This window comes from Franconibacter helveticus LMG 23732, assembly GCF_000463115.2.
GTDB classification, from domain to species: Bacteria; Pseudomonadota; Gammaproteobacteria; order Enterobacterales; family Enterobacteriaceae; genus Franconibacter; species Franconibacter helveticus.
Genome location: NZ_AWFX01000045.1, coordinates 462,729 through 484,232, shown reverse-complemented (window position 1 = coordinate 484,232; position 21,504 = coordinate 462,729). Strand labels below are relative to the sequence as shown.

Genomic DNA, 21,504 nt, shown 5'->3' with positions numbered 1-21,504 from the left:
CGAGAGTAGGGAACTGCCAGGCATCAAATAACGCAAGAGCCCATCCTCACGGATGGGCTTTTTGCATTTCTGCGTCGGGACTGCAAACTTCTTCTATTTTCTATCCTGTTTTGCCAAAGCTATTTAGTTACAACATACTATTTTACCGGTACAAGCATAGTAGCCACCCGTAGGGTGACTACCAACGTTCAATAAAAACGAAAATTGCTTATTATTTGTGTCGGGGCAGCACGGTATTCATTATTTGATGGGCAGTATCAGTTATGACTTTGCCCGCTGAACGATCGCCTTTCGTCATTGATGACATAAAGGATTTTGCCTGTTGAAGCGTAATATGTGGCGGTAGCGGAGCGACTTCCGGGTCTGTTTTTACTTCCAGCACGACAGGGCGATCTGCGCTTAGCGCTTCAGCCCAGGCCGCTTGTAGTTTTTCGGGATCGTCTACAAATATGCCTTTTAGCCCAATAGACTCCGCAAACTTAGCATAAGGAACATCCGGCACATCCTGAGTCGCTTCATAACGCGGGTTCCCTTCCATTACGCGTTGTTCCCAGGTGACCTGATTCAAATCGCCATTATTGAACACGCAGACAATCAGGCGTGGATCGGTCCAGCTTTGCCAGTACTTCTGGATAGTAATCAGTTCCGCCAGGTTATTCATTTGCATAGCGCCGTCGCCGACCAGCGCGACCACCGGTTTTTCAGGGAAAGCAAATTTAGCAGCGATAGCATAAGGCACAGCTGCGCCCATTGATGCTAACCCACCTGATAATGAAGAACGTTGCCCTTGCTTAATCCGAAAGTCACGCGCATACCAGTTTGCGCAGGATCCGGAGTCAGACGTGACGATAGCGTTATCAGGCAGCAGCGGCGACATTTCCCAGACCACGCGCTGAGGATTGACCGGGTTAGCCTTCGCCATTGCCCGCTCTTCCATTTTCTTCCACCAGTCCTGTACCGAAACAGCAATCTGCTCCTGCCATGAACGATCTTCTTTACGTTGCAGTAGCGGCAATAATGCCTGCATCGTGCTGACCGCATCGCCGTGCAGGTTGATTTCAGTCGGGTAGCGTAAGCCTAACATTGAAGCATCGATGTCGATCTGCACCGCTCGCGCCTGGCCTTCTTTAGGTAAAAATTCAGCCCATGGAAAACCCGTGCCAATCATCAGCAATGTGTCGCATTCCTGCATCAATTTCCAGGAAGGCTCCGTACCCAGCAGGCCGATGCATCCCGTCACAAACGGCGCGTCGTCGGGCAAGATATCTTTGCCCAACAGGGCCTTCGCTACCCCCGCGCCAAGCAGATTAGCTGCCTGTACAACTTCAACGGCGGCTTCCCGTGCGCCTGCGCCAATAAGTATCGCCACTTTTTTACCGCTGTTGAGAATATCTGCGGCACGCTGAAGATCATACTGATGAGGAATAACATGCGGGCGCTGGTAGCCGATCCCGGAATGGGTAAATCCGTGAGCATGTTCTGGCTCCTGCCAGGCTTCGTCCTGAATATCTTTCGGCAGGATAAGTACCGTAACGCCGTTATTTGCTGTCGCGATTCGCACACCGCGATCGACAAGGTGGCGAACCTGAGCAGGAGTCGCTGCTTCCTGTACGAAGCTTGCTACGTCGCTAAATACGCGGTCAAGGTTCAATTCCTGCTGGTAGGTGGCGCCGCGCGCCGTCGCTTCCGCCTGTCCGGCAATCGCGATAACGGGCATATGATCCATTCTCGCGTCATATAAACCCGTTAACAGATGTGTTGCGCCTGGTCCGCCGGTTGAAAGACAGACGCCGGGCTCGCCGGTGAATTTTGCATGCGCGCAGGCCATAAAGGCGGCCATTTCTTCATGCCGCACCTGGATGAACTCTATGCCATCGCCTGCCTTTTCCGCACGCTGAAGCGCGCCCAGCACGCCATTAATCCCATCACCAGGATAACCATAAATACGGGTTACTCCCCACGCTTTTAATCGTTCTACAAAAAAGTCACTGGTCATCTTCGTCATTATTTTGCCTCGCTTCAGGTGTTACGTGACGGCGTTCAGCCTGAGCTGCGCTCGATCCTTTAGTCTGTTGGAGGATAGTTCACTTAAAGCAAATGGGCGAAAAAGGGGGAGTGTTCCGAAGGCTGCTATGGTTAAAAGAGCAACCACAACGGAGAGTAGCCAGTGCGTAAAGAGTTTGATTATCAGCAGGACTTTACCAAAACCGATTTTCGTCAGCATCCTGAGCTTTACCAGGTCGGCCGGGGCGAGCAGGGGGTGTTGCTGGTAGAACCCTATAAAAGCGAAATTCTTCCCTTGTGGCGTTACAAAGATCCCGAGTCAGCGCAAAAGTCCGCGGAAAAAATTTATGCGCTGTTTGAAGATTATCGAAAAAACGATGATTTTGTCGGTATGGATATGGCGAGAAAATTCATTCAGATGGGGTATACCCGCGCGCGCCGTTACGCCAACTATAAAGGCGGCAAGAAATATGACGAAGAGCGGCAGCTTATGCCACGCGGCAACGATCCGGTGAAAGCCGCAGCGGCAGCGGTTTTTAAAACCTGGTGGGATCGCATCCGGGCCGATGAGGATTATCTGCGACGCAAGAAAGCGCATCAGGAAAAATGGGGATAGTGAGGTTTACCCGAAAACGTAAAATGTTCCGTGCCTCACAAAATCATAAGCCAACAAATAATTAACACTTTATTTACTTCTGCTGCGGGCGCAAGCTACGGATCCGCAGTTTACGGGCTGGCTTGCCCGTAATAAAAGACAGGAGAAAAAAATGACAGAAGTAACTGCCCGTTCGGAGAAAACGGCGCTGACGTCATCAGATACCCGCCGTCGCGTCTGGGCAATCGTCGGCGCGTCATCGGGCAATCTGGTGGAATGGTTCGATTTTTATGTCTATTCGTTCTGCTCGCTCTATTTCGCCCATATCTTTTTTCCTTCCGGCAATAGCACTACTCAGCTATTGCAAACCGCAGGCATTTTCGCCGCAGGCTTTTTGATGCGTCCGATCGGCGGATGGATGTTTGGTTATATTGCGGATAAGCATGGCCGCAAAACCTCTATGCTGATCTCTGTCTGCATGATGTGTTTTGGCTCGTTGGTGATTGCTTGCCTGCCGGGCTATGACGTGCTTGGCACCTGGGCGCCGGCATTGCTACTGCTGGCCCGCCTGTTTCAGGGGCTTTCCGTAGGGGGTGAATACGGCACCAGCGCCACGTATATGAGTGAAGTAGCGGTAGAAGGGCGCAAAGGTTTTTACGCGTCGTTCCAGTACGTGACGCTTATAGGCGGCCAGTTACTGGCGCTGCTGGTACTGGTTGTGCTGCAACAAACGTTAACCGATAGCGACTTACGCGCATGGGGCTGGCGTATTCCGTTCGCGCTTGGCGCCGTACTGGCGATTGTGGCGTTATGGTTGCGTCGTTCGCTGGAAGAGACTTCTCAGCAGGAAACGCGAGCGCTGAAAGAAGCCGGATCGCTGAAAGGACTGTGGCGCAATCGCCGCGCTTTCCTGATGGTGCTGGGTTTTACCGCCGCAGGCTCGCTGAGCTTTTATACCTTTACGACCTATATGCAAAAATATCTGGTCAACACGGCAGGCATGCACGCCAACGTGGCAAGCGGGGTTATGACGGCGGCTCTGTTCGTCTACATGCTGGCACAACCGCTCTTCGGCGCGCTTTCCGATAAAATAGGCCGCCGCAACTCCATGATCTGCTTTAGCGTGCTCGCCACGATTTGCACCGTACCGATCCTGACCGCGTTGCAGCATGTCTCCTCGCCTTATGCCGCTTTTGGGTTGGTCATTCTGGCGTTGCTGATCGTCAGCTTTTACACCTCGATAAGCGGCATTCTGAAAGCGGAAATGTTTCCAGCGCAGGTGCGCGCGTTAGGCGTGGGGCTTTCTTATGCGGTAGCGAACGCTTTATTTGGCGGGTCGGCGGAATATGTCGCCCTTTCGCTTAAATCGCTGGGTTCGGAAACCGCCTTCTTCTGGTATGTATCCGTCATGTGCGCCATTGCGCTGCTGGTTTCGCTCAAATTACACCGTAAAGGGAAGGGCATGAGGCTTTAGTGTTCGGCCAGTTGCCAGAGTGTGTAGCCGGTGGTCGCGCCGGCCACATCCCAGGCGAAATCTTTCCAGCTCCAGCCGCTGCCAGCCGGGCGGCTGTCCCACAACTCTTTTGTTGCGCCAAGAGAAACCGAAAACATTACGCCAACCGCCGCGGCGCGATCCCGGCTCACTCCCTGGCGTTGGGCGTACTCATTGCCAGCGGCGGAAAGCATAGCCGAGGCGAGAAAATGCTGCGCTTTATCCTGCCCTGACCAGGCGTCCTGCGCCATATGGCTACAGCCGGTTAACAGCATCATGCTGATAATCAAAAAAAGACGCATATCGCGTACCCAATAAAAAAGCCCTGACGGGCAGGGCTTTTCACTATAGCTGAAAGTTAAAGAATGCGGCTAATCAGCCGGTCAATACGTATACGACGCAGACGGCGAATAAGCTTGCGCACTTTTACCGGATAATCGGCGATGCTTTGCAGCTCCCGGTAATGTTTCACTACCACAGTATGGGTGCGAATAAGCTCCAGCTCTTTATCACGCAGCACCGCCAGTTGCTGCCTGGGGTCGTGAATTAAAATAGCGTTCTCAAGGTCGAGACGCCATGCGCGCGGGTTAAGGTTATTGCCGGTCAGCAGCATCCACTCGTCGTCCACCCACATGCCTTTCAGATGGTAACTGTTATCTTCATCTTTCCATAACCGCACCACTAACTGTCCGCTATTAACGTAATACTGAAGGCGGCTTAAGAAGCGGCGCAGGTTAATTTCATAAAGATAAGGCAAGGCGCCAATAATCTTAAAAGGCTCATTCTCAGGAATGTAAAAGTCATTAGCGGTTTTATCGCCAACGATAATTTCAACTTTTTTGCCGTCGCGCAGCAGTTGAATGACGTTTCGCACCAGGACGGCGGGAAGGTTGAAATACGGGGTGCAGATAACCAGCTTGTGCTCTGCGCAAGGCATAAGATGGAAGATGGTTTTGTTCAGCGGACTGGATTTGCCAAGGCCGACCAGCGGCGTTACCGCCAGCTGTTCGTTATCCGCATTACCCGCGAAATGGTATGTCGCATCGCGCAGCGTCTGGCGGAACAGGCGAATATCATTTTTGATTTCGGGACTTTTCGGACGGCCCGGGTCATCCAGCCGATTTACCGCGCGGCCTGTAGCCAGATGCTGGTGTACCCAGTGATACATCTGGTCTGCAAGCTGCGCGTTGCGGATCCAGTGGTATCGGTCATAGCGATACTTTTCGTGCTGGTGCAGGTAAACATCGTTCAGGCTGGCGCCACTGTAAAATACGCCATCATCGATGATAAAGCCTTTGTAATGGAGCACGCCAAGCGCTTCTCGGGTATTGATGGGAATACCGTAAACAGGCACTTCCACGCCAGGATTTTCCTGGGCCATTCGGCAATACCAGTCTGCATTGGTGTTGGATGCCGCCGCGCCGATACGTCCTCGCTGGGCGCGATGCCAGTCCACCAGCACGCTCACTTCCAGTTCAGGACGTTGACGCTTTGCCTCATAGAGGGCGGAAAGAATGCTTTTGCCGCCGTCGTCTTGTTCAAGGTAAAGCGCGACGAGGCAGATACGCTGGGTTGCCGCCGCGATTTTTTGCAGCAGGGTTTCCCTGAAATCGGCGGGAGAAAAGTAAAACTCGACATCATCAACTGACTGAGAAAGCTTCGGTAGTTGGGCAAGGTGTTGTTGATGTTTGTTTCGTTTAAATTTAGACAACATCACAGTGCATATCTTCTCTGAATAGGATGGTCTTCTGCGCAAAACAGACGACAGAAGTGGACGATAATATCACTACTGTCCGGGAATGTGGTCAATATTTCCAGCACCTTACTCACAACGTTGCGCTCTGCGGCAGCGGCAATGTCAGGCTGACGATGCCATCTTCCAGCTGAACATCCACCTGAAAACCGAGCTTTCTGGCAAGCGCCACCATCCCCTGGTTATGCGGCATGGTAATCCCGTTTAATCGCTGCAAACCATGTTCGCGGGTATAAGCTATCAGCTTTTCCAGCAGGCGACGGCCAAGCCCAAGCCCTTTCAAATCCGATCGCACCAGTACGGCAAATTCCGCATCAATGTTATCCGGGTCGGATATGGCGCGCGTGACGCCCAGAATTTCCGCTTCGCCGCTCGGATCGCGCACGGCAACAAAGGCCATTTCTCGATCGTAGTCGATCTGCGTCATGTTGGCTAAATCATCGTGGGTAAATTCGTTGATCTCGCTGAAATAGCGGTAGTAAAGATCTTCTTTTGTTACCCGTGCGATAAAGCGTTGCAGCTGAGGTTCGTCTTCGGGAAGAATAGGACGGAACAGGCATTTTTCGCCGTTTTTCATCTCTACCCACTCTTCAAACTGATGCGGATAGGGACGCACCGCCAGCCGCGCGTCCGGGTCGCCTGTAAAGGGCTTAATGTGTAGCGTAACATCCAGTGCGGTGAATTCACTGGCGGAGGCGAGCAGGGGATGAATATCGAGCCGCTCAATTTCCGGACAGTCGATAATCAAATCAGAAACCCGCACCAGCAGCTGGCTCAGACCGGCAATATCAAGCGGACGAAGCGCGCTGCGCCCGCGTATTTTGCCATTTTTGATAGCCTGAATAACAAGGTAGCGCGCCAGATTCATATTAAGCGGCGGCAGCGCCACCGCCGCCTGGTCTTCAGGACGCCACTCCACGCCGCCTTCCCCCAGCATAATCAGCGGGCCGAAAGTATCGTCATGTTCCACCACTACCCGCAATTCCTGCGCGCCCGCACGGTTCGCCATGCTTTGCACCAGCAGCCCATGAATACGCGCCTGCGGCCAGGCCAGTTTTACACGGTCTATGATCGCATCCGCCGCCTGCTGCACCTCTTTTGCGGTACGCAGATAAAGCATTACCCCTTGTACTTCTGATTTATGCGGAATATCGGGCGAGCGCAGTTTCAGCGCCACCGGATAGCCTATCTGCTCGGCAATATGTACTGCTTCCGCGCTGTCGCCTGCAATCCAGGTCGGCAGCGTTTGTAAACCATAAGCCTGGAGGATGGGCTGTACTTCATGGGTATCAAGCCGGGTCGCGCCTTCCGCCAGCGCTTGCTGCAACAGAAGATGGGCTTCGGCGGTATTGGTCGTCAGATTAGGGGGAAGCGCGGGGATCTCGCGGAGTTGCTTCTGGTTACGGCGGTATTCCACCATATGCATAAAGGCGGTTATCGCTCCTTCCGGCGTGCGGTAGGTTGGAATGCCGGCGTCGCTGAAAAACCGTCTTGCCTCCTGCGAGGAGTGTTCGCCGCACCAGTTAGTAATAAGCGTCACGTATTTGCCGCGAGGATGACGATGAAGCATCTCAATAAGGCTGCGCGCGCTTTCGCTGCCCGGCGCCGCGGCGCTGGGTGAGTGAATTATCATTAAGGCATCGAAATCATGGCTATCCAACAAGGCTTCCAGGGCTTTCAGATAGCGTTCCGGCGTTGCGTCATCCCGTAAATCAAGCGGATTAGCAGGCTCGACGCCTGACGGCAGCACGGCTTTCATCCGGGTGAGCGTCTCTTCGCCAATGGTCGCAAGCTTTCCGTTTCGCAACCAGAGCTCATCTAACGCCAGCGCTGCCGGAGCGGCGCCGTTGCTGACTATCATCAGCCGTTCGCCGCGCAGCGGGCGCATATGGCTTAGCGTTTCAACGGCAGAGAAAAGTTCGTGGGTATCCTGGACGCGCAGCAGGCCTGCGCGCTGGATGGCGGCGTCCCAGGCTGCGTCCAGGCCGGCAGGCGTGCGAAGCAGGTGCCGCGCCTGGGGGCTGCGTCCGCTTTTAATCACCAGGATAGGTTTATTACGGGAAGCGCTACGGGCGGCGGAAACAAAGCGCCGGGCGTCGCTCAGGTGCTCCAGGTAAAGCAGGATGGCGCTAGTTTTGCTGTCCCGCGCCAGGTAATCAAGCAGTTCATCAACGTCGATGTCCAGGCTATCTCCCAGCGCAATAAAGTAAGAGAAGCCCATTTCGCGCTGCTGCGCCCAGTCAAGAATAGTATTGGAAACCGCGGCCGACTGTGAAATAAAAGCCAGCTTGCCTTTGCGAATCGGCACCGGTGAAAAGCTGGCGTTCAGGCCTTGCCAGGGCGCGAGGAGGCCAAGGCTGTTGGGTCCCAGCAGGCGCATCTGAAAGCGCGCCGCGCAGTCCAGCAATTCAGCATGCTGTTCAGCGGGGGCGGAAAGTATGATGCAGGTTTTACACCCTTTTTCCCCAAGCGCTTCCAGCAGAGCGAGATTACGTTTCGCATGGGTACAAAGCACCGCGAGATCCGGCGTAAAAGGGAGACTTGCTACATCGGGCCACGCAAGCACGCCGCACACGGCTTTCCAGGCAGGCGTAACCGGCAATACCGGACCGTTAAACCCGCCTGCCAGCAAATTGCGCATCATCAGATAACCGGCGCGATCCGGCTTCATCGACGCGCCTACAACCGCAATGGATTTCGGGCGTAACAGCGCTTCCAGACCACGTTGGCTCATCTTCTTCTCCGCAAGCAAAGTGACCCGATGATTTTAAACGCTTTCTGGCGCTTGTGCTGTGACAACTCCCTGATGATGGGGTTTTCCCGCAAGGTAGCGTTCACGAAACAACGTAAAGTGGTCGCTAAGCCGCTGCGCTGCCTGGGTGTCATGGGCAAGATCCAGCAGAGCGATAGCGACTTCCGCAGTACAGTATTGTCCGTCTACCTGCGCTTCACGCAGGCGATAAGCGGAAACACGGGACAGGTCGACTGAAATAACCGGCAGGTTGTCCAGATAGGGACTTTTACGGAACATTTTGCGCGCTTCGGTCCAGGTGCCGTCGAGCATGATGAAAAGCGGTGGTTTGCCGCCTGCGGGCGGGGCGGTGATAAGCTCCCGGCTGGCGTCGGCATAGGAGGCGGGAAAGACGACCATTGGCTGATAAGCGGGATCCGCGATCAGGTCAAGCAACGCCTGGGGCGGCTCGGTGCGCGACCACTGAAAAGCCTCGGTATCGGGCAGAACATCAGCAATCAGCCTGCCGGTGTTGCTGGGCTTCATCGGCTCAGTATCAAACATGACCAGGCAAAAACGGCTGCGCGCCTGGGCTGGTTGCAGCGTGGCGCATAAACACTGCTTCAGCGGCAACAGGCATCGCTGACAGCGGCGGATGCGATTGCCCCGGGCGAGAAAAGGACGCGTGGCGCGCGCAAGGCGCTCGGCGCGAAGACGAAGAACGGCGTTATCGGTCATGAGAGGCCAGGCAAAAACGCCATTGTCGCAGAGGGGAAAACGGGGCGCAAATTTTGCGCCCCGTAACGGTTAAACGGCTTCGTTAACGGCTTCGTTTAGCCAGGTATCGAACGGCGCTTTAGGCACCGCGCCGTTGAGCATGTCGACGAGCTGACCATTTTTGAACATCATGATGGTTGGAATGCTGCGGATGCGAAAACGCGCGCTCAGTTCGCGCTCCGCTTCGGTATTGATTTTTACAAAACGGATTTTGCCGCTGCGCTCTTCGGCCACATCTTCAAAAATCGGCGCAAAGTTACGGCAGGGGCCGCACCATGGCGCCCAGAAATCAACCACTACCGGCAGGTCGTCTTTCAGCAGGGCGTCGAAAGTTTCGCTGGTGGCGTTGATTACTTCGCCATCAAACAGCTCGTGGCCGCAGCGACCGCATTTCGCGCCATCGTCAAGGCGGTCTTCCGGGATGCGGTTAATAGCCTGGCAGGCGGCACAAACGGTATTCATAACAGACCTCTGGGAAACAGGTTTACAGGAACCGGCAAGGCATGTCGGTTATGTTTCAATATTGTTGCATATTATCTGAGAACTTGTTTCCGTCGACCAGGTGTTTTATCCAATGAGTACAATAGTTATTAGCTTTTGCGTGAAGAACATGGCGCAGCGGGGATACATCGGGTAATCTTCGCGCTTCGCGCAGCGCTGGTGGAGAAAAGTATGAGCGACGATTTCAAAGGTAAAAGCGGCAAAGTCAAAGTGATGTATGTACGCGGTGACGAAAATGCCGATAAACGTGGCGCGAATCCGCGCACCGGAAAAGGAGGCGGACGCCCATCTGGCCCTGCCCGCGCTGAAGGCGGCCGCCGCGCGCCGCGCGAAGAAAAAGCCGGTGGACGTGAACGCAGCCGCGACGCTTCGCCGTGGCGCACTGTGTCCCGGGCGCCGGGCGAAGAAGCGCCGGCGAAACCCGATCACGGCGGCATCAGCGGTAAAAGTTTTATCGATCCGGAAGTGCTGCGTCGTCAGCGCGCCGAAGAGACCCGCGTGTATGGCGAGAACGCTTGCCAGGCGCTGTTTCAAAGCCGCCCGGAGGCCATTGTCCGCGCCTGGTTTATCCAGAGCGTCACGCCGCGCTTTAAAGAAGCGCTGCGCTGGATGGCGGCTAACCGCAAGGCTTATCACGTGGTGGATGAGGCGGAGCTGGCGAAAGCGTCCGGCACCGAACACCACGGCGGCGTCTGTTTCCTTATCAAAAAGCGCAACGGCCTGTCGGTAAACCAATGGCTGAGCCAGAGCGGCGAAGAAGATTGCGTGCTGGCGCTGGAAGATGTCGGCAACCCGCATAATCTTGGCGCTATTGTGCGCAGCTGCGCGCATTTCGGCGTGAAAGGCGTGGTTGTACAGGATGCCGGCCTGCTGGAATCCGGCGCGGCGGTGCGTACTGCCGAAGGCGGCGCCGAGCATGTCGAAGCGATAACCGCAGACAGCTTTAACGATGCGCTGGAACAGTTCCGTCGTGCCGGGTATGCCATCGTTACTACGTCAAGCCATCAGGGCATCCCGCTTTTCCAGGCGCAACTGCCGAAGAAAATGGTGCTGGTGCTGGGTCAGGAGCGCGAGGGGATCTCAGAAACCACTTTCGCTAACGCCGATCTCAGCCTCTCTATCGACGGTACCGGCAATGTAGAAAGCCTGAACGTTTCGGTCGCGACCGGCGTTTTGCTCGCCGAATGGTGGCGACAGAACAAAGCCTGATTAAATAAAGGCTGATAAAACAACGCCAGCGTAAGCTGGCGTTTTGCTATTCGGAATCGGCGGGCAGCGTTGGTTGCCAGTCAATGGGCTTCTGACCGTGTTCTGTCAAATACGCATTGGTTTTTGCGAAATGGCCGCAGCCGAAAAAACCGCGATGCGCGGAGAGCGGGGAAGGATGCGGCGCCTGTAAAACGTGGTGGCGCTGACGGTCGATAATGGCGCCTTTCTTTTGCGCATGCGAGCCCCACAGTAAAAACACAACGCCTTCCCGATGTTCGTTGATAAGCGAAATGACCTTATCGGTAAACGTCTCCCAGCCAAGATTCGCATGCGAATGCGCTTTGCCCACCTGCACCGTCAACACGGTATTAAGCAGCATAACGCCCTGGCGCGCCCAGCTCTCCAGGTAGCCGTGCGCGGGGCGTTCAAAGCCGCTAATCGACTTTTCCAGCTCTTTATACATATTTACTAAAGATGGCGGCGGCGCTACGCCCGGGCGTACGGAAAATGCCAGGCCATGCGCTTGTCCCGGGCCATGGTAGGGATCCTGGCCGAGAATAACCACTTTTACATCGCCAAGCTCGGTAAAACGAAAAGCATTGAAAACATCTTTTTGCGGCGGATAGACGGTCACGCCCGCTTCACGTTCAGCGGCTACTGTGGTCAGGATATTCTGGAAATAAGGTTTTTGTTTCTCTTCGGCCAGCACGTCGTGCCAGGTGAGTTTGTTTGCCATCTCGCTCTCCTGCGAATCTGTTTCCCTTAAGCTTAACTGCTTATTTCATCTGAACAAAATTTCGGGGATTCAGGCGCTGAAAAGTAAATGCGATTTCCCTTACGTCTGCTGTTTCGGTTGCCGCGTAAGTTGATATAAAACAATTCCTTTATCTCATAACCACTTTGACTATGTGGATTTTGTTGATTTTAATCAAAGAAAACGACCTCGTTGCTGGTATATAAAACAACCTATCAACAATGGTTTTACCAATTAGCCAACGACGGCTGATGATAATCAAAGACAAAGCCCATAGGGAGGCATCATATGATTACAGGTATCCAGATCACCAAAGCCGCTAACGACGACCTGCTGAACTCTTTCTGGTTGCTGGACAACGAAAAAGGCGAAGCGCGCTGTGTTTGCGCGAAAGCGGGGTTTGCCGAAGATGAAATCGTCGCGGTAAGCAAACTGGGCCAGTTTGAATACCGTGAAGTGCCGATGGAAATAAAACCGGAAGTGCGCGTGGAAGGCGGTCAGCATCTGAACGTTAACGTACTGCGCCGTGAGACGCTGGAAGATGCGGTTAAGCACCCGGAAAAATATCCTCAACTGACCATCCGCGTTTCCGGCTATGCGGTGCGCTTTAATTCTCTGACGCCGGAACAGCAGCGCGACGTTATCGCCCGTACATTTACAGAAAGCCTGTAATCTGTTGAACGACGAGGGGGCTCGTCGTAAGCAGACATAAAAAAACCGCCTGTAAACAGGCGGTTTTTTATTCGCATTGGGCTACTCTTCGCCGCCCGTTGTTGCCGCAGCGCTGGGCTTACGGCGCTTGCCAATATTTTTAGTATCGCGATGGCGCTGCTTCACGCGCGGTTTCTCTTTGTCTTTCTCTTTTTTCTTCTCTTCGCGTTTGGCGAGCGCTTTTTTCGACGGCTTGCCTTTAAGCTTTTCGCTCGGCACACGCGTTACAGGACGCAGTTCGTCGATAACGCGGGCTTTCAGCGGCTCTTTGACGTAACGCTCAACTTTACCCAGCAGCAGGTGATCGTGCGCTTCCACCAGCGAGATGGCCGTGCCCTTGCGTCCGGCACGAGCGGTACGGCCGATGCGGTGCAGGTAAGTATCTGCCGTACGCGGCATGTCGAAATTGAAAACATGGCTGACATCCGGAATATCAATGCCGCGCGCCGCCACGTCGGTGGCGATAAGCACATTCACGCGTCCGTCGGTCAGACGTTTAATCGCTTCGCTACGCTTTACCTGCACCATTTCGCCTTCTAGGTAGCAGGTGTTAATACCGGCTTCACGCAGCCAGCCCGCCAGTTCATGAACGCGCTCGCGCTTGCGAACGAATACGATAGAACGGCTGACATCCGGCTGTTTCAGCAGGTGAACCAGCAGCGCGGTTTTATGTTCTACGTTATCCGCGCGGTAATACCATTGATGAATCTTTTTACGCTCGCGTGTGGACGGCGTGGCGGAGACCTCAACGGGATCTTCCAGCAGACGCTCGGCGAAATCTTTAATCGCTTCCCCTTCAAGCGTGGCGGAAAACAGCATGGTTTGCTTACGCCAGCGCGTTTCGCCAGCGATATGTTCAATGTCCTGCGCGAAGCCCATGTCCAGCATGCGATCCGCTTCATCTAAGATCAGCGTTTCTACGGCGCGGCAGTCGAAGTTTTCTTCTTTAATGTACTGAAGCAAACGGCCGGTGGTGGCGACGACAATATCCTGGTTCTCGCTGAATACCTCGGCATGGTTCATATAGGCCACGCCGCCGGTAATGGTCGCAATATCAAGATGCGTGTGAGCGGCAAGCTCACGCGCCTGATCGGCTACCTGCATCGCCAGTTCACGGGTTGGCGTCAGGATGAGAATTCGCGGCGGTCCCGATTTTTTACGGGGAAAGTCCAGCAGATGCTGCAACGCCGGCAACAGATAAGCTGCCGTTTTACCGGTGCCTGTCGGCGCTGAACCCAGCACATCACGCCCTTCGAGCGCAGGCGGAATAGCGGCGGCCTGAATAGCCGTGGGACGAGAAAAGCCTTTGTCCTGGAGCGCGTCCAGCAAGCTTTCATCAAGTTCAAGTTCGGAAAAAGTGGTTACAGTCATTTTCTACCTCTGTGTGGGCCGCCGATTATAGACGTTCAGGCTGTAATGTTCATCCCTTTCCAGGACAAGCGCTTCCCCGCAGCCTCGCTTTCCCCTATGCTACAGCGGTTTTATTAGCAGGTAGTGACAGATGTCTGAGCCGAAAGCGCCGCTGCGCCGTAACGGGTTTACGTTTAAACAATTCTTTATCGCACACGATCGCTGTGCAATGAAAGTCAGCACTGACGGTATTCTCCTGGGCGCCTGGTCACCGGTTGCCGGGGTAACGCGTATTCTGGATATTGGCGCAGGCAGCGGGTTGCTGGCTCTGATGCTGGCCCAGCGAACGCCGCAAACCGTGCAGATTGAAGCCGTTGAACTGGATGCCGACGCCGCAAGCCAGGCTCGCGAAAACGCACAAGCGTCGCCGTGGGCGACGCGTATCGCTGTTCATAGCGCGGATGCGCTGGCCTGGTCGCAACAACAAACACAGCGTTATGAACTTATTGTCTGTAACCCGCCGTATTATGAGAAAGGGGTGGAGTGCGCAACGCCTGCCCGGGAACAGGCGCGTTATACCATCACGCTTGATCACGGCGCGCTACTGAACTGTGCGGCGCAGCTCATCACGGAAGAGGGTTTTTTTTGCGTTATCCTGCCGGCAGACACAGGGGACATTTTTAGCCGACAGGCGCTGGCGCAGGGCTGGCACCTTCGTCTGCGTACCGATGTCGCCGAAACGCAGGAACGGCTGCCGCACCGCGTATTGCTCGCTTTTTCACCGCACCCCGGCGAATGTTTCAGCGACAGGCTGGTTATCCGTGGGCCAGACCAGCACTACTCCGAAGCGTATTGCGGCCTGACCCAGGATTTTTATCTGTTTATGTGAGTTAACGGGCAAAGCACCGAAGGGCCGGAGTCGGGCAGGGCGTCCGGGTAATCCAGCGTATAATGCAGCCCGCGACTCTCTTTGCGCATCATCGCGCAGCGCACGATAAGCTCGGCAACCTGCACCAGATTTCGCAGTTCCAGCAAGTTATTGGAAACACGGAAGTGCGCGTAATACTCGTCAATTTCCTGTTGCAGCAGGGTAATACGACGCAATGCGCGCTCCAGACGTTTAGTGGTCCGTACGATGCCCACGTAATCCCACATAAACAGTCTCAGCTCATGCCAGTTATGCTGGATCACAACCAGTTCATCCGGGTTTTCCACCCGGCTTTCATCCCAGGCAGGCAAAGATTTCACCTCGTGCACATACGGCATGCGCTTTTTAATATCTTCCGCCGCGGACCAGCCGTAAACCAGACATTCCAGCAGCGAATTCGAGGCCATGCGGTTAGCGCCATGCAGCCCGGTGTAGGTGACTTCGCCAACGGCATACAGCCCGTCGATATCGGTGCGGCCATGTTCATCGACCATAACCCCCCCGCAGGTATAGTGTGCCGCAGGCACTATGGGCACAGGGTCCGTTGTGAGATCGATACCCAGGCCGAGCAATTTTTCATAGATGGTCGGGAAGTGATGACGGATAAAATCGGCAGGCTTGTGGCTGATATCCAGATACATGCAGTCTGCGCCAAGGCGCTTCATTTCATGATCGATAGCGCGGGCGACGATATCACGCGGCGCCAGTTCAGCGCGTTCGTCAAAGTCTGGCATAAAGCGGCTGCCGTCCGGGCGCTTGAGATAAGCGCCTTCGCCGCGCAGCGCTTCAGTCAGCAGGAAATTTCTCGCCTGCGGATGAAAAAGGGCGGTTGGATGAAACTGGTTAAACTCAAGATTCGCCACGCGGCAACCCGCACGCCATGCCATGGCGATGCCGTCGCCAGAAGCAATGTCAGGGTTTGTGGTGTATTGATAAACTTTTGAGGCGCCGCCGGTCGCCAGCACCACCGCTTTAGCGCGACAGGTTTCTACCTGTTCTTTATTACGGTTCCACACCCAGGCGCCAACTACGCGGCGCGTGCCGGGCAGACCTATTTTATCGGAAATAATTAAATCAACGGCGTTGCTGCGTTCAAGAATGCGGATATTGGGATGGCTTAATGCCTGGCCGACCAGCGTGGTTTCAACCGCTTTACCCGTGGCGTCGGCGGAATGAAGAATGCGCCGGTGGCTATGGCCGCCTTCGCGCGTCAGGTGATAACCCGCTTCGCCGTTGGGCTGGATTTCGGTATCAAACAGCACGCCCTGATCGATAAGCCATTGCACGCAGTGGCGCGCATTACTGGCTACAAATTCCACCGCGTCGCGGTCGCAAATTCCTGCGCCTGCAATCAGCGTATCTTCAACATGCGAAGCGATACTGTCGGTTTCATCAAATACGGCGGCTATGCCGCCCTGGGCATAAAATGTAGAGCCTTCGCTCACCGGACCTTTGCTTAACACAATAACCTGATGCTGCTGCGCCAGACGAAGCGCCAGCGAAAGTCCTGCTGCGCCGCTGCCGACAATGAGCACATCACAATGAAGTTCTGGAGTCGTGTTCATGATGCTGTGTTTAATTTACTAAACAAGGTTTGGCCAGCATAGCATCGCCCTCACAAAATACGCACGTTTTTTTTGAGGGGTGTTGCAAATCCTGAACAGGAGGGTATTCGCTATGACGTTGGGATAAGCCAGGCAACCTTGCGCGCGATTTGCCGCGCCCCGCACACTTCTGGATTAAAAGATGAAATAAAGGCAGGGTTGCGTTACTCTGCAAACGCTCTGCGCGGCATATTACGTGACGTAATAGCCTCTTTTTTTCGGGCGGAACATATAATGAATGAGAAAGCGCTTTTCGCAAAACAGAGCACAAAAACAAAGGCGTAACGGAACTATGCGCAAGGCCGACACTCTAATCGTCTGCTTGCTCATGAGTGCAGAGTTCGGGTGGCGTTTCGATTACGCGTGGAAATTGGGTTTGGGGAGACATTACCTCGGATGAGCGAGCAGTTAACGGATCAGGTCCTTGTTGAACGGGTCCAGAAGGGAGAACAGAAGGCGTTTAATTTACTGGTGGTTCGCTACCAGCATAAAGTAGCGAACCTGGTTTCCCGGTATGTTCCCTCAGGCGATGTTCCTGACGTGGTGCAAGAATCTTTTATTAAAGCCTATCGCGCGCTTGATTCCTTTCGCGGTGATAGCGCTTTTTATACATGGTTATACCGAATCGCTGTTAACACGGCGAAGAATTATCTGGTGGCTCAGGGGCGCCGACCGCCTTCCAGCGACGTGGACGCCAACGACGCGGAAAACTTCGAAAGCGGCAGCGCGCTGAAAGAAATTTCGAACCCTGAGAACTTAATGTTGTCTGAAGAGTTGAGACAAATTGTTTTCCGTACCATTGAGTCACTCCCGGAAGATTTACGCATGGCAATAACGTTACGGGAGCTGGATGGCCTGAGCTATGAAGAGATAGCGGCTATCATGGATTGCCCGGTCGGTACGGTGCGCTCCCGTATTTTCCGTGCTCGGGAAGCTATTGATAATAAAGTTCAACCGCTTATCAGGCGTTGACGATAGCGGGATACTGGAAAAGGTATTAGGCATGCAGAAAGAACAACTTTCCGCTTTGATGGACGGGGAAACACTGGATAGCGAATTGCTCAACGAGCTGTCGAAAGACAAAGCGTTGCAGCAAAAATGGGAAAGCTACCATCTCATTCGCGACACGCTGCGCGGCGATACCGGCGAGGTTATGCACTTCGACATCTCGGCCCGCGTCATGGCGGCGATTGAAAATGAACCGCTTCGCCATGCAGCCCCGCTTATTCCTGAATCGCAACCCGCTCCCCATCAATGGCAAAAAATGGGTTTCTGGCAAAAGCTGCGTCCCTGGGCGAGTCAGCTTACTCAGGTTGGCGTTGCGGCTTGCGTATCGCTGGCGGTTATCGTTGGCGTTCAGCACTATAACAGCGCACCAGAAGCAGGTTCTGCAACGGCACAACCAGAAACGCCGGTTTTCAATACGCTGCCGATGATGGGTAAAGCCAGCCCGGTAAGCCTCGGCGTACCGTCTGACGCTACCGCAAGCGCAGGTCAACAGCAGCAAGTGCAGGAGCAGCGTCGCCGTATAAACGCTATGCTTCAGGATTACGAATTGCAGCGTCGTCTGCACGCTGAACAACTTCAGTTTGAACAGGCGCAAACGCAGCAAGCGGCTGTACAAGTGCCAGGAAACCAGACTTTAGGAACGCAATCGCAGTAATGAAGCAACTTTGGTGCGCCATGTCCCTTGTGGCTGGCAGCCTGTTTTTCTCTGTTAGCGCCTCGGCGGATGCTTCTTCCGAGGCGCTCTTACAGCAGATGAACCTGGCAAGTCAGTCACTCAACTACGAGTTAGCTTTTATCAGTATTAACAAGCAAGGCGTGGAATCGCTCCGCTATCGTCATGCTCGTCTTGATAACAAGCCGCTGGCTCAACTCCTGCAAATGGACGGACCGCGTCGCGAGGTCGTACAGCGCGGCAACGAAATCAGCTATTTTGAACCTGGGCTGGAGCCGTTTACCCTTAACGGCGACTATATCGTCGACTCTATGCCTTCGCTGGTTTATACCGATTTTCGCCGTCTGGCGCCTTATTACGACTTTATCTCGGTAGGACGAACCCGCATTGCTGACAGGCTGTGCGAAGTTATCCGCGTCGTGGCGCGTGACGGCACGCGATACAGCTATATCGTCTGGATGGACACACAGAGCAAACTGCCGCTGCGCGTTGATTTACTCGACAGAGATGGCGAAACGCTGGAGCAGTTCCGCGTCATTTCCTTTGCGATTCAGGATAAGCCCGGCACAATGATGCAAAACCTGGCGCAGGCCTCTTTGCCGCCGTTGCTGTCAGTACCGGGTACGGAAAAGGTAACCTTTAACTGGTCGCCTTCCTGGTTGCCGCAGGGTTTTTCTGAAGTTTCCAGCAGTCGCCGTTCTCTGCCGACAATTGATATGCCGGTGGAATCACGGCTCTATTCCGACGGCTTGTTCAGTTTCTCAGTTAACATTAACCGCGCCTCGCAGGCCAGCGTAGAACAGATGCTGCGTACCGGGCGCCGTACGGTCAGCAGTGAAGTGCGCGACAATGCGGAAATTACAGTGGTCGGCGAACTGCCGCCGCAAACCGCCAAGCGTATCGCCAGCAGCGTTAAATTCAGGGCAGCAAAATGATTAAAGAATGGGCCACGGTAGTTTCGTGGCAACGCGGCGAAGCCGTTTTAAGTTGTGATGTAAAAGCTTCCTGTAGCAGTTGCGCTTCCCGCGCAGGCTGCGGCACACGCGTGCTGAATAAACTTGGCCCGCAACCCACGCACTACATCACCGTACCGAGTGAACAACCGCTAACGCCCGGGCAGAAAGTCGAACTGGGGATCGCGGAAAGCAGTCTGCTGGGTTCAGCAATGCTGGTTTATCTTTCGCCGCTGGCAGGGCTGTTTATTATAGCCGCCCTGTTTCAGACGCTTTTCGGCAGCGACCTTGCTGCTGCGTTCGGCGCAGCGCTTGGCGGCGTAGGCGGTTTTTTGCTGGCGCGAGGCTTTTCACCGAAATTCAGCTCGCGCGAATCCTGGCAGCCCGTCATTTTGAGCGTGGGTTTGCCGCCCGATATCCTGCGTGTTGAAACGCCTTCCTCTGAAAGCCGGTGATTGCCGGCTTTTCTTTTTCTTACCGTTCGGTTTATCGCAATTTTAAGTTGCGACTATGCTTGCAGGATGAGCATTTCCCCGCTTTCTGGTTGTAGTGTAGAATGCGGCGTTTCAGGCAAAAGACAGCCACTATTATCAGGCTTAGTACAGCGCGTTGCGCGAGGCCTCCAGAGCATTTTTAAGGCATAAAAATCTCACTATATGAAGAACATACGCAACTTTTCCATCATAGCTCATATTGACCACGGTAAGTCGACGCTGTCTGACCGTATTATCCAGATTTGCGGTGGCCTCTCCGATCGCGAAATGGAAGCGCAAGTGCTTGATTCAATGGATCTCGAACGTGAACGCGGCATTACCATTAAAGCGCAGAGCGTTACGCTTGATTACAAAGCCTCGGACGGCGAGACCTATCAGCTGAACTTTATCGATACCCCCGGCCATGTGGACTTCTCCTATGAAGTTTCCCGCTCGCTCGCAGCCTGCGAAGGGGCGCTGCTGGTGGTTGACGCAGGGCAGGGCGTAGAAGCGCAGACGCTGGCGAACTGCTACACCGCGATTGAAATGGATCTCGAAGTGGTGCCGGTATTGAATAAAATCGACCTGCCGGCGGCCGATCCGGAACGCGTGGCGGAAGAGATTGAAGATATTGTCGGCATCGACGCCACCGATGCGGTGCGCTGCTCGGCGAAAACCGGCGTAGGCGTTCAGGATGTGCTGGAACGTCTGGTACGTGATATCCCGGCGCCGGAAGGCGACCCGGACGCGCCGTTGCAGGCGTTGATCATCGACTCCTGGTTCGATAACTACCTTGGCGTTGTTTCGCTGGTGCGTATTAAAAACGGCACCATGCGTAAAGGCGACAAAATCAAAGTTATGAGCACCGGTCAGGTTTATAACGCCGACCGTCTGGGGATTTTCACGCCGAAGCAGGTTGACCGCACCGAACTGAAATGCGGCGAGGTGGGCTGGCTGGTTTGCGCCATTAAAGACATTCTCGGCGCTCCGGTGGGCGATACCCTGACGCAGGCACGCAATCCGGCGGATAAAGCGCTGCCAGGCTTTAAAAAAGTCAAACCTCAGGTATATGCGGGCTTGTTCCCGGTCAGCTCTGACGATTACGAAGCTTTCCGCGACGCGCTCGGCAAACTTAGCCTGAATGACGCTTCCCTGTTCTATGAGCCGGAAAGCTCAACGGCGCTTGGCTTCGGCTTCCGCTGCGGCTTCCTCGGCCTGCTGCACATGGAGATTATCCAGGAGCGTCTGGAGCGCGAATACGATCTCGACCTTATCACCACGGCGCCAACCGTCGTGTATGAAGTGCAGACGACGAATAAAGAAGTCATCTATGTTGACAGCCCGTCCAAGCTGCCGCCGCTGAACAACATTGACGAGCTGCGCGAGCCGATTGCCGAATGTCATATGCTGCTGCCGCAGGAATATCTGGGCAACGTCATCACGCTTTGCGTGGAAAAACGCGGCGTGCAGACCAACATGGTCTACCACGGCAACCAGGTTGCGTTGACTTATGAAATCCCGATGGCGGAAGTGGTGCTCGACTTCTTTGATCGCCTGAAGTCCACATCGCGCGGCTATGCCTCGCTCGATTACAACTTCAAACGCTTCCAGGCTTCTAACATGGTGCGCGTGGATGTGTTAATCAACGGCGAGCGCGTCGATGCGCTGGCGCTGATCACCCATAACGATAACGCGCCGTACCGCGGTCGCGAGCTGGTGGAAAAGATGAAGGAGCTGATCCCGCGTCAGCAGTTCGATATCGCGATTCAGGCGGCTATCGGCAACCACATTATTGCTCGCTCTACGGTAAAACAGCTGCGTAAAAACGTTCTGGCGAAATGCTATGGCGGTGACGTAAGCCGTAAGAAGAAACTGTTGCAGAAACAGAAAGAAGGTAAGAAGCGTATGAAGCAGGTCGGCAACGTCGAACTGCCGCAGGAAGCGTTCCTCGCCATTCTGCATGTGGGTAAAGACAGCAAATAACCTAA

General features: G+C 54.4%; 20 protein-coding genes. 11 read left to right on the top strand and 9 right to left on the bottom strand.

Annotated elements, in window-relative coordinates:
• Positions 1–211: 211 nt before the first annotated feature.
• Positions 212–2,005 (bottom strand): thiamine pyrophosphate-requiring protein, encoded by a 1,794-nt coding sequence (locus tag DW56_RS14665; protein WP_024553691.1) that lies wholly within the window; start codon positions 2,003–2,005, stop codon positions 212–214.
• Positions 2,006–2,167: 162 nt separating this feature from the next.
• Here DW56_RS14665 and DW56_RS14660 point away from each other — a divergent pair, with 162 nt between their 5' ends.
• Positions 2,168–2,620 (top strand): DUF4385 domain-containing protein, encoded by a 453-nt coding sequence (locus tag DW56_RS14660; RefSeq protein WP_029589885.1) that lies wholly within the window; start codon positions 2,168–2,170, stop codon positions 2,618–2,620.
• A 151-nt stretch (positions 2,621–2,771) separates the two neighbouring features.
• Positions 2,772–4,073, top strand: a complete 1,302-nt coding sequence (locus DW56_RS14655; protein ID WP_024553693.1) for an MFS transporter — start codon at positions 2,772–2,774, stop codon at positions 4,071–4,073.
• Here the strand turns inward: DW56_RS14655 and DW56_RS14650 are convergent.
• The 5 genes from DW56_RS14650 to trxC form a co-directional block, all read right to left on the bottom strand.
• Complete coding sequence (locus DW56_RS14650) at positions 4,070–4,393, bottom strand: YfiM family lipoprotein (protein ID WP_024553694.1); 324 nt, start codon at positions 4,391–4,393, stop codon at positions 4,070–4,072. The genes DW56_RS14655 and DW56_RS14650 overlap by 4 nt on opposite strands.
• Positions 4,394–4,449: 56 nt before the next feature.
• The gene (gene pssA, locus DW56_RS14645) at positions 4,450–5,805 is read right to left on the bottom strand and encodes a CDP-diacylglycerol--serine O-phosphatidyltransferase (RefSeq protein ID WP_024553695.1); all 1,356 of its coding nucleotides are present in this window, start codon (positions 5,803–5,805) and stop codon (positions 4,450–4,452) included.
• A 112-nt stretch (positions 5,806–5,917) separates the two neighbouring features.
• A complete protein-coding gene (locus tag DW56_RS14640; protein WP_024553696.1) occupies positions 5,918–8,578 on the bottom strand; it encodes a bifunctional acetate--CoA ligase family protein/GNAT family N-acetyltransferase in 2,661 nt (886 codons plus the stop codon).
• 33 nt (positions 8,579–8,611) lie between these two features.
• Positions 8,612–9,313: a tRNA-uridine aminocarboxypropyltransferase gene (locus DW56_RS14635; RefSeq protein WP_024553697.1), complete on the bottom strand. Its 702-nt coding sequence runs from the start codon at positions 9,311–9,313 to the stop codon at positions 8,612–8,614.
• 69 nt (positions 9,314–9,382) lie between these two features.
• Positions 9,383–9,814: a thioredoxin TrxC gene (gene trxC / locus DW56_RS14630; protein WP_024553698.1), complete on the bottom strand. Its 432-nt coding sequence runs from the start codon at positions 9,812–9,814 to the stop codon at positions 9,383–9,385.
• Positions 9,815–10,024: 210 nt separating this feature from the next.
• Here trxC and DW56_RS14625 point away from each other — a divergent pair, with 210 nt between their 5' ends.
• Complete coding sequence (locus DW56_RS14625; protein ID WP_024553699.1) at positions 10,025–11,062, top strand: tRNA/rRNA methyltransferase; 1,038 nt, start codon at positions 10,025–10,027, stop codon at positions 11,060–11,062.
• Between the two features lie 46 nt (positions 11,063–11,108).
• On the opposite strand, the gene ung is transcribed toward DW56_RS14625, so the two are convergent.
• Positions 11,109–11,798, bottom strand: coding sequence for a uracil-DNA glycosylase (ung, locus tag DW56_RS14620; protein WP_024553700.1), 690 nt, complete (start codon positions 11,796–11,798; stop codon positions 11,109–11,111).
• A gap of 306 nt (positions 11,799–12,104) precedes the next feature.
• On the opposite strand from ung, the gene grcA reads away from it, so the two are divergent.
• Positions 12,105–12,488 (top strand): autonomous glycyl radical cofactor GrcA, encoded by a 384-nt coding sequence (gene grcA / locus DW56_RS14615; RefSeq protein ID WP_024553701.1) that lies wholly within the window; start codon positions 12,105–12,107, stop codon positions 12,486–12,488.
• 81 nt (positions 12,489–12,569) lie between these two features.
• Here grcA and srmB read toward each other — a convergent pair whose 3' ends face one another.
• The gene (gene srmB, locus DW56_RS14610; RefSeq protein WP_024553702.1) at positions 12,570–13,898 is read right to left on the bottom strand and encodes an ATP-dependent RNA helicase SrmB; all 1,329 of its coding nucleotides are present in this window, start codon (positions 13,896–13,898) and stop codon (positions 12,570–12,572) included.
• A 130-nt stretch (positions 13,899–14,028) separates the two neighbouring features.
• Here srmB and trmN point away from each other — a divergent pair, with 130 nt between their 5' ends.
• Positions 14,029–14,766 (top strand): tRNA(1)(Val) (adenine(37)-N(6))-methyltransferase TrmN, encoded by a 738-nt coding sequence (trmN, locus tag DW56_RS14605; RefSeq protein WP_024553703.1) that lies wholly within the window; start codon positions 14,029–14,031, stop codon positions 14,764–14,766.
• On the opposite strand, the gene nadB is transcribed toward trmN, so the two are convergent.
• Positions 14,751–16,370 carry an L-aspartate oxidase gene (gene nadB, locus DW56_RS14600; RefSeq protein WP_024553704.1) on the bottom strand — a complete coding sequence of 540 codons (1,620 nt, stop codon included), beginning with the start codon at positions 16,368–16,370 and terminating at the stop codon, positions 14,751–14,753. The two genes, trmN and nadB, sit on opposite strands and share 16 nt — an antisense overlap.
• A 277-nt stretch (positions 16,371–16,647) precedes the next feature.
• On the opposite strand from nadB, the gene rseD reads away from it, so the two are divergent.
• From rseD to lepA, 6 genes are all read left to right on the top strand, one after another.
• Positions 16,648–16,809, top strand: coding sequence for a rpoE leader peptide RseD (gene rseD / locus DW56_RS22480; protein WP_139152825.1), 162 nt, complete (start codon positions 16,648–16,650; stop codon positions 16,807–16,809).
• Entirely contained in the window at positions 16,806–17,381 is a 576-nt protein-coding gene (rpoE, locus tag DW56_RS14595) for an RNA polymerase sigma factor RpoE (protein ID WP_024553705.1), read from the top strand. Before rseD ends, rpoE begins: the two co-directional genes overlap by 4 nt.
• A gap of 31 nt (positions 17,382–17,412) precedes the next feature.
• Positions 17,413–18,072, top strand: a complete 660-nt coding sequence (gene rseA / locus DW56_RS14590; RefSeq protein WP_024553706.1) for an anti-sigma-E factor RseA — start codon at positions 17,413–17,415, stop codon at positions 18,070–18,072.
• A complete protein-coding gene (gene rseB, locus DW56_RS14585; protein WP_024553707.1) occupies positions 18,072–19,025 on the top strand; it encodes a sigma-E factor regulatory protein RseB in 954 nt (317 codons plus the stop codon). The genes rseA and rseB overlap by 1 nt, the downstream gene beginning before the upstream one ends.
• On the top strand, positions 19,022–19,498 hold the full coding sequence (rseC, locus tag DW56_RS14580; RefSeq protein WP_024553708.1) for a SoxR-reducing system protein RseC: 477 nt from the start codon (positions 19,022–19,024) through the stop codon (positions 19,496–19,498). The genes rseB and rseC overlap by 4 nt, the downstream gene beginning before the upstream one ends.
• Positions 19,499–19,699: 201 nt before the next feature.
• Positions 19,700–21,499 carry a translation elongation factor 4 gene (gene lepA / locus DW56_RS14575; protein WP_024553709.1) on the top strand — a complete coding sequence of 600 codons (1,800 nt, stop codon included), beginning with the start codon at positions 19,700–19,702 and terminating at the stop codon, positions 21,497–21,499.
• Positions 21,500–21,504 lie beyond the last annotated feature (5 nt).

Bases quoted from the DNA above. Each gene is read 5' to 3' on its own strand.
- DW56_RS14665 (WP_024553691.1), bottom strand. From the start codon at position 2,005: ATGACGAAGATGACCAGTGACTTTTTTGTAGAACGATTAAAAGCGTGG.
- DW56_RS14655 (WP_024553693.1), top strand. From the start codon at position 2,772: ATGACAGAAGTAACTGCCCGTTCGGAGAAAACGGCGCTGACGTCATCA.
- DW56_RS14650 (WP_024553694.1), bottom strand. From the start codon at position 4,393: ATGCGTCTTTTTTTGATTATCAGCATGATGCTGTTAACCGGCTGTAGC.
- pssA (WP_024553695.1), bottom strand. From the start codon at position 5,805: ATGTTGTCTAAATTTAAACGAAACAAACATCAACAACACCTTGCCCAA.
- DW56_RS14640 (WP_024553696.1), bottom strand. From the start codon at position 8,578: ATGAGCCAACGTGGTCTGGAAGCGCTGTTACGCCCGAAATCCATTGCG.
- DW56_RS14635 (WP_024553697.1), bottom strand. From the start codon at position 9,313: ATGACCGATAACGCCGTTCTTCGTCTTCGCGCCGAGCGCCTTGCGCGC.
- trxC (WP_024553698.1), bottom strand. From the start codon at position 9,814: ATGAATACCGTTTGTGCCGCCTGCCAGGCTATTAACCGCATCCCGGAA.
- DW56_RS14625 (WP_024553699.1), top strand. From the start codon at position 10,025: ATGAGCGACGATTTCAAAGGTAAAAGCGGCAAAGTCAAAGTGATGTAT.
- ung (WP_024553700.1), bottom strand. From the start codon at position 11,798: ATGGCAAACAAACTCACCTGGCACGACGTGCTGGCCGAAGAGAAACAA.
- grcA (WP_024553701.1), top strand. From the start codon at position 12,105: ATGATTACAGGTATCCAGATCACCAAAGCCGCTAACGACGACCTGCTG.
- srmB (WP_024553702.1), bottom strand. From the start codon at position 13,898: ATGACTGTAACCACTTTTTCCGAACTTGAACTTGATGAAAGCTTGCTG.
- trmN (WP_024553703.1), top strand. From the start codon at position 14,029: ATGTCTGAGCCGAAAGCGCCGCTGCGCCGTAACGGGTTTACGTTTAAA.
- nadB (WP_024553704.1), bottom strand. From the start codon at position 16,370: ATGAACACGACTCCAGAACTTCATTGTGATGTGCTCATTGTCGGCAGC.
- rseD (WP_139152825.1), top strand. From the start codon at position 16,648: ATGAGAAAGCGCTTTTCGCAAAACAGAGCACAAAAACAAAGGCGTAAC.
- rpoE (WP_024553705.1), top strand. From the start codon at position 16,806: ATGAGCGAGCAGTTAACGGATCAGGTCCTTGTTGAACGGGTCCAGAAG.
- rseA (WP_024553706.1), top strand. From the start codon at position 17,413: ATGCAGAAAGAACAACTTTCCGCTTTGATGGACGGGGAAACACTGGAT.
- rseB (WP_024553707.1), top strand. From the start codon at position 18,072: ATGAAGCAACTTTGGTGCGCCATGTCCCTTGTGGCTGGCAGCCTGTTT.
- rseC (WP_024553708.1), top strand. From the start codon at position 19,022: ATGATTAAAGAATGGGCCACGGTAGTTTCGTGGCAACGCGGCGAAGCC.
- lepA (WP_024553709.1), top strand. From the start codon at position 19,700: ATGAAGAACATACGCAACTTTTCCATCATAGCTCATATTGACCACGGT.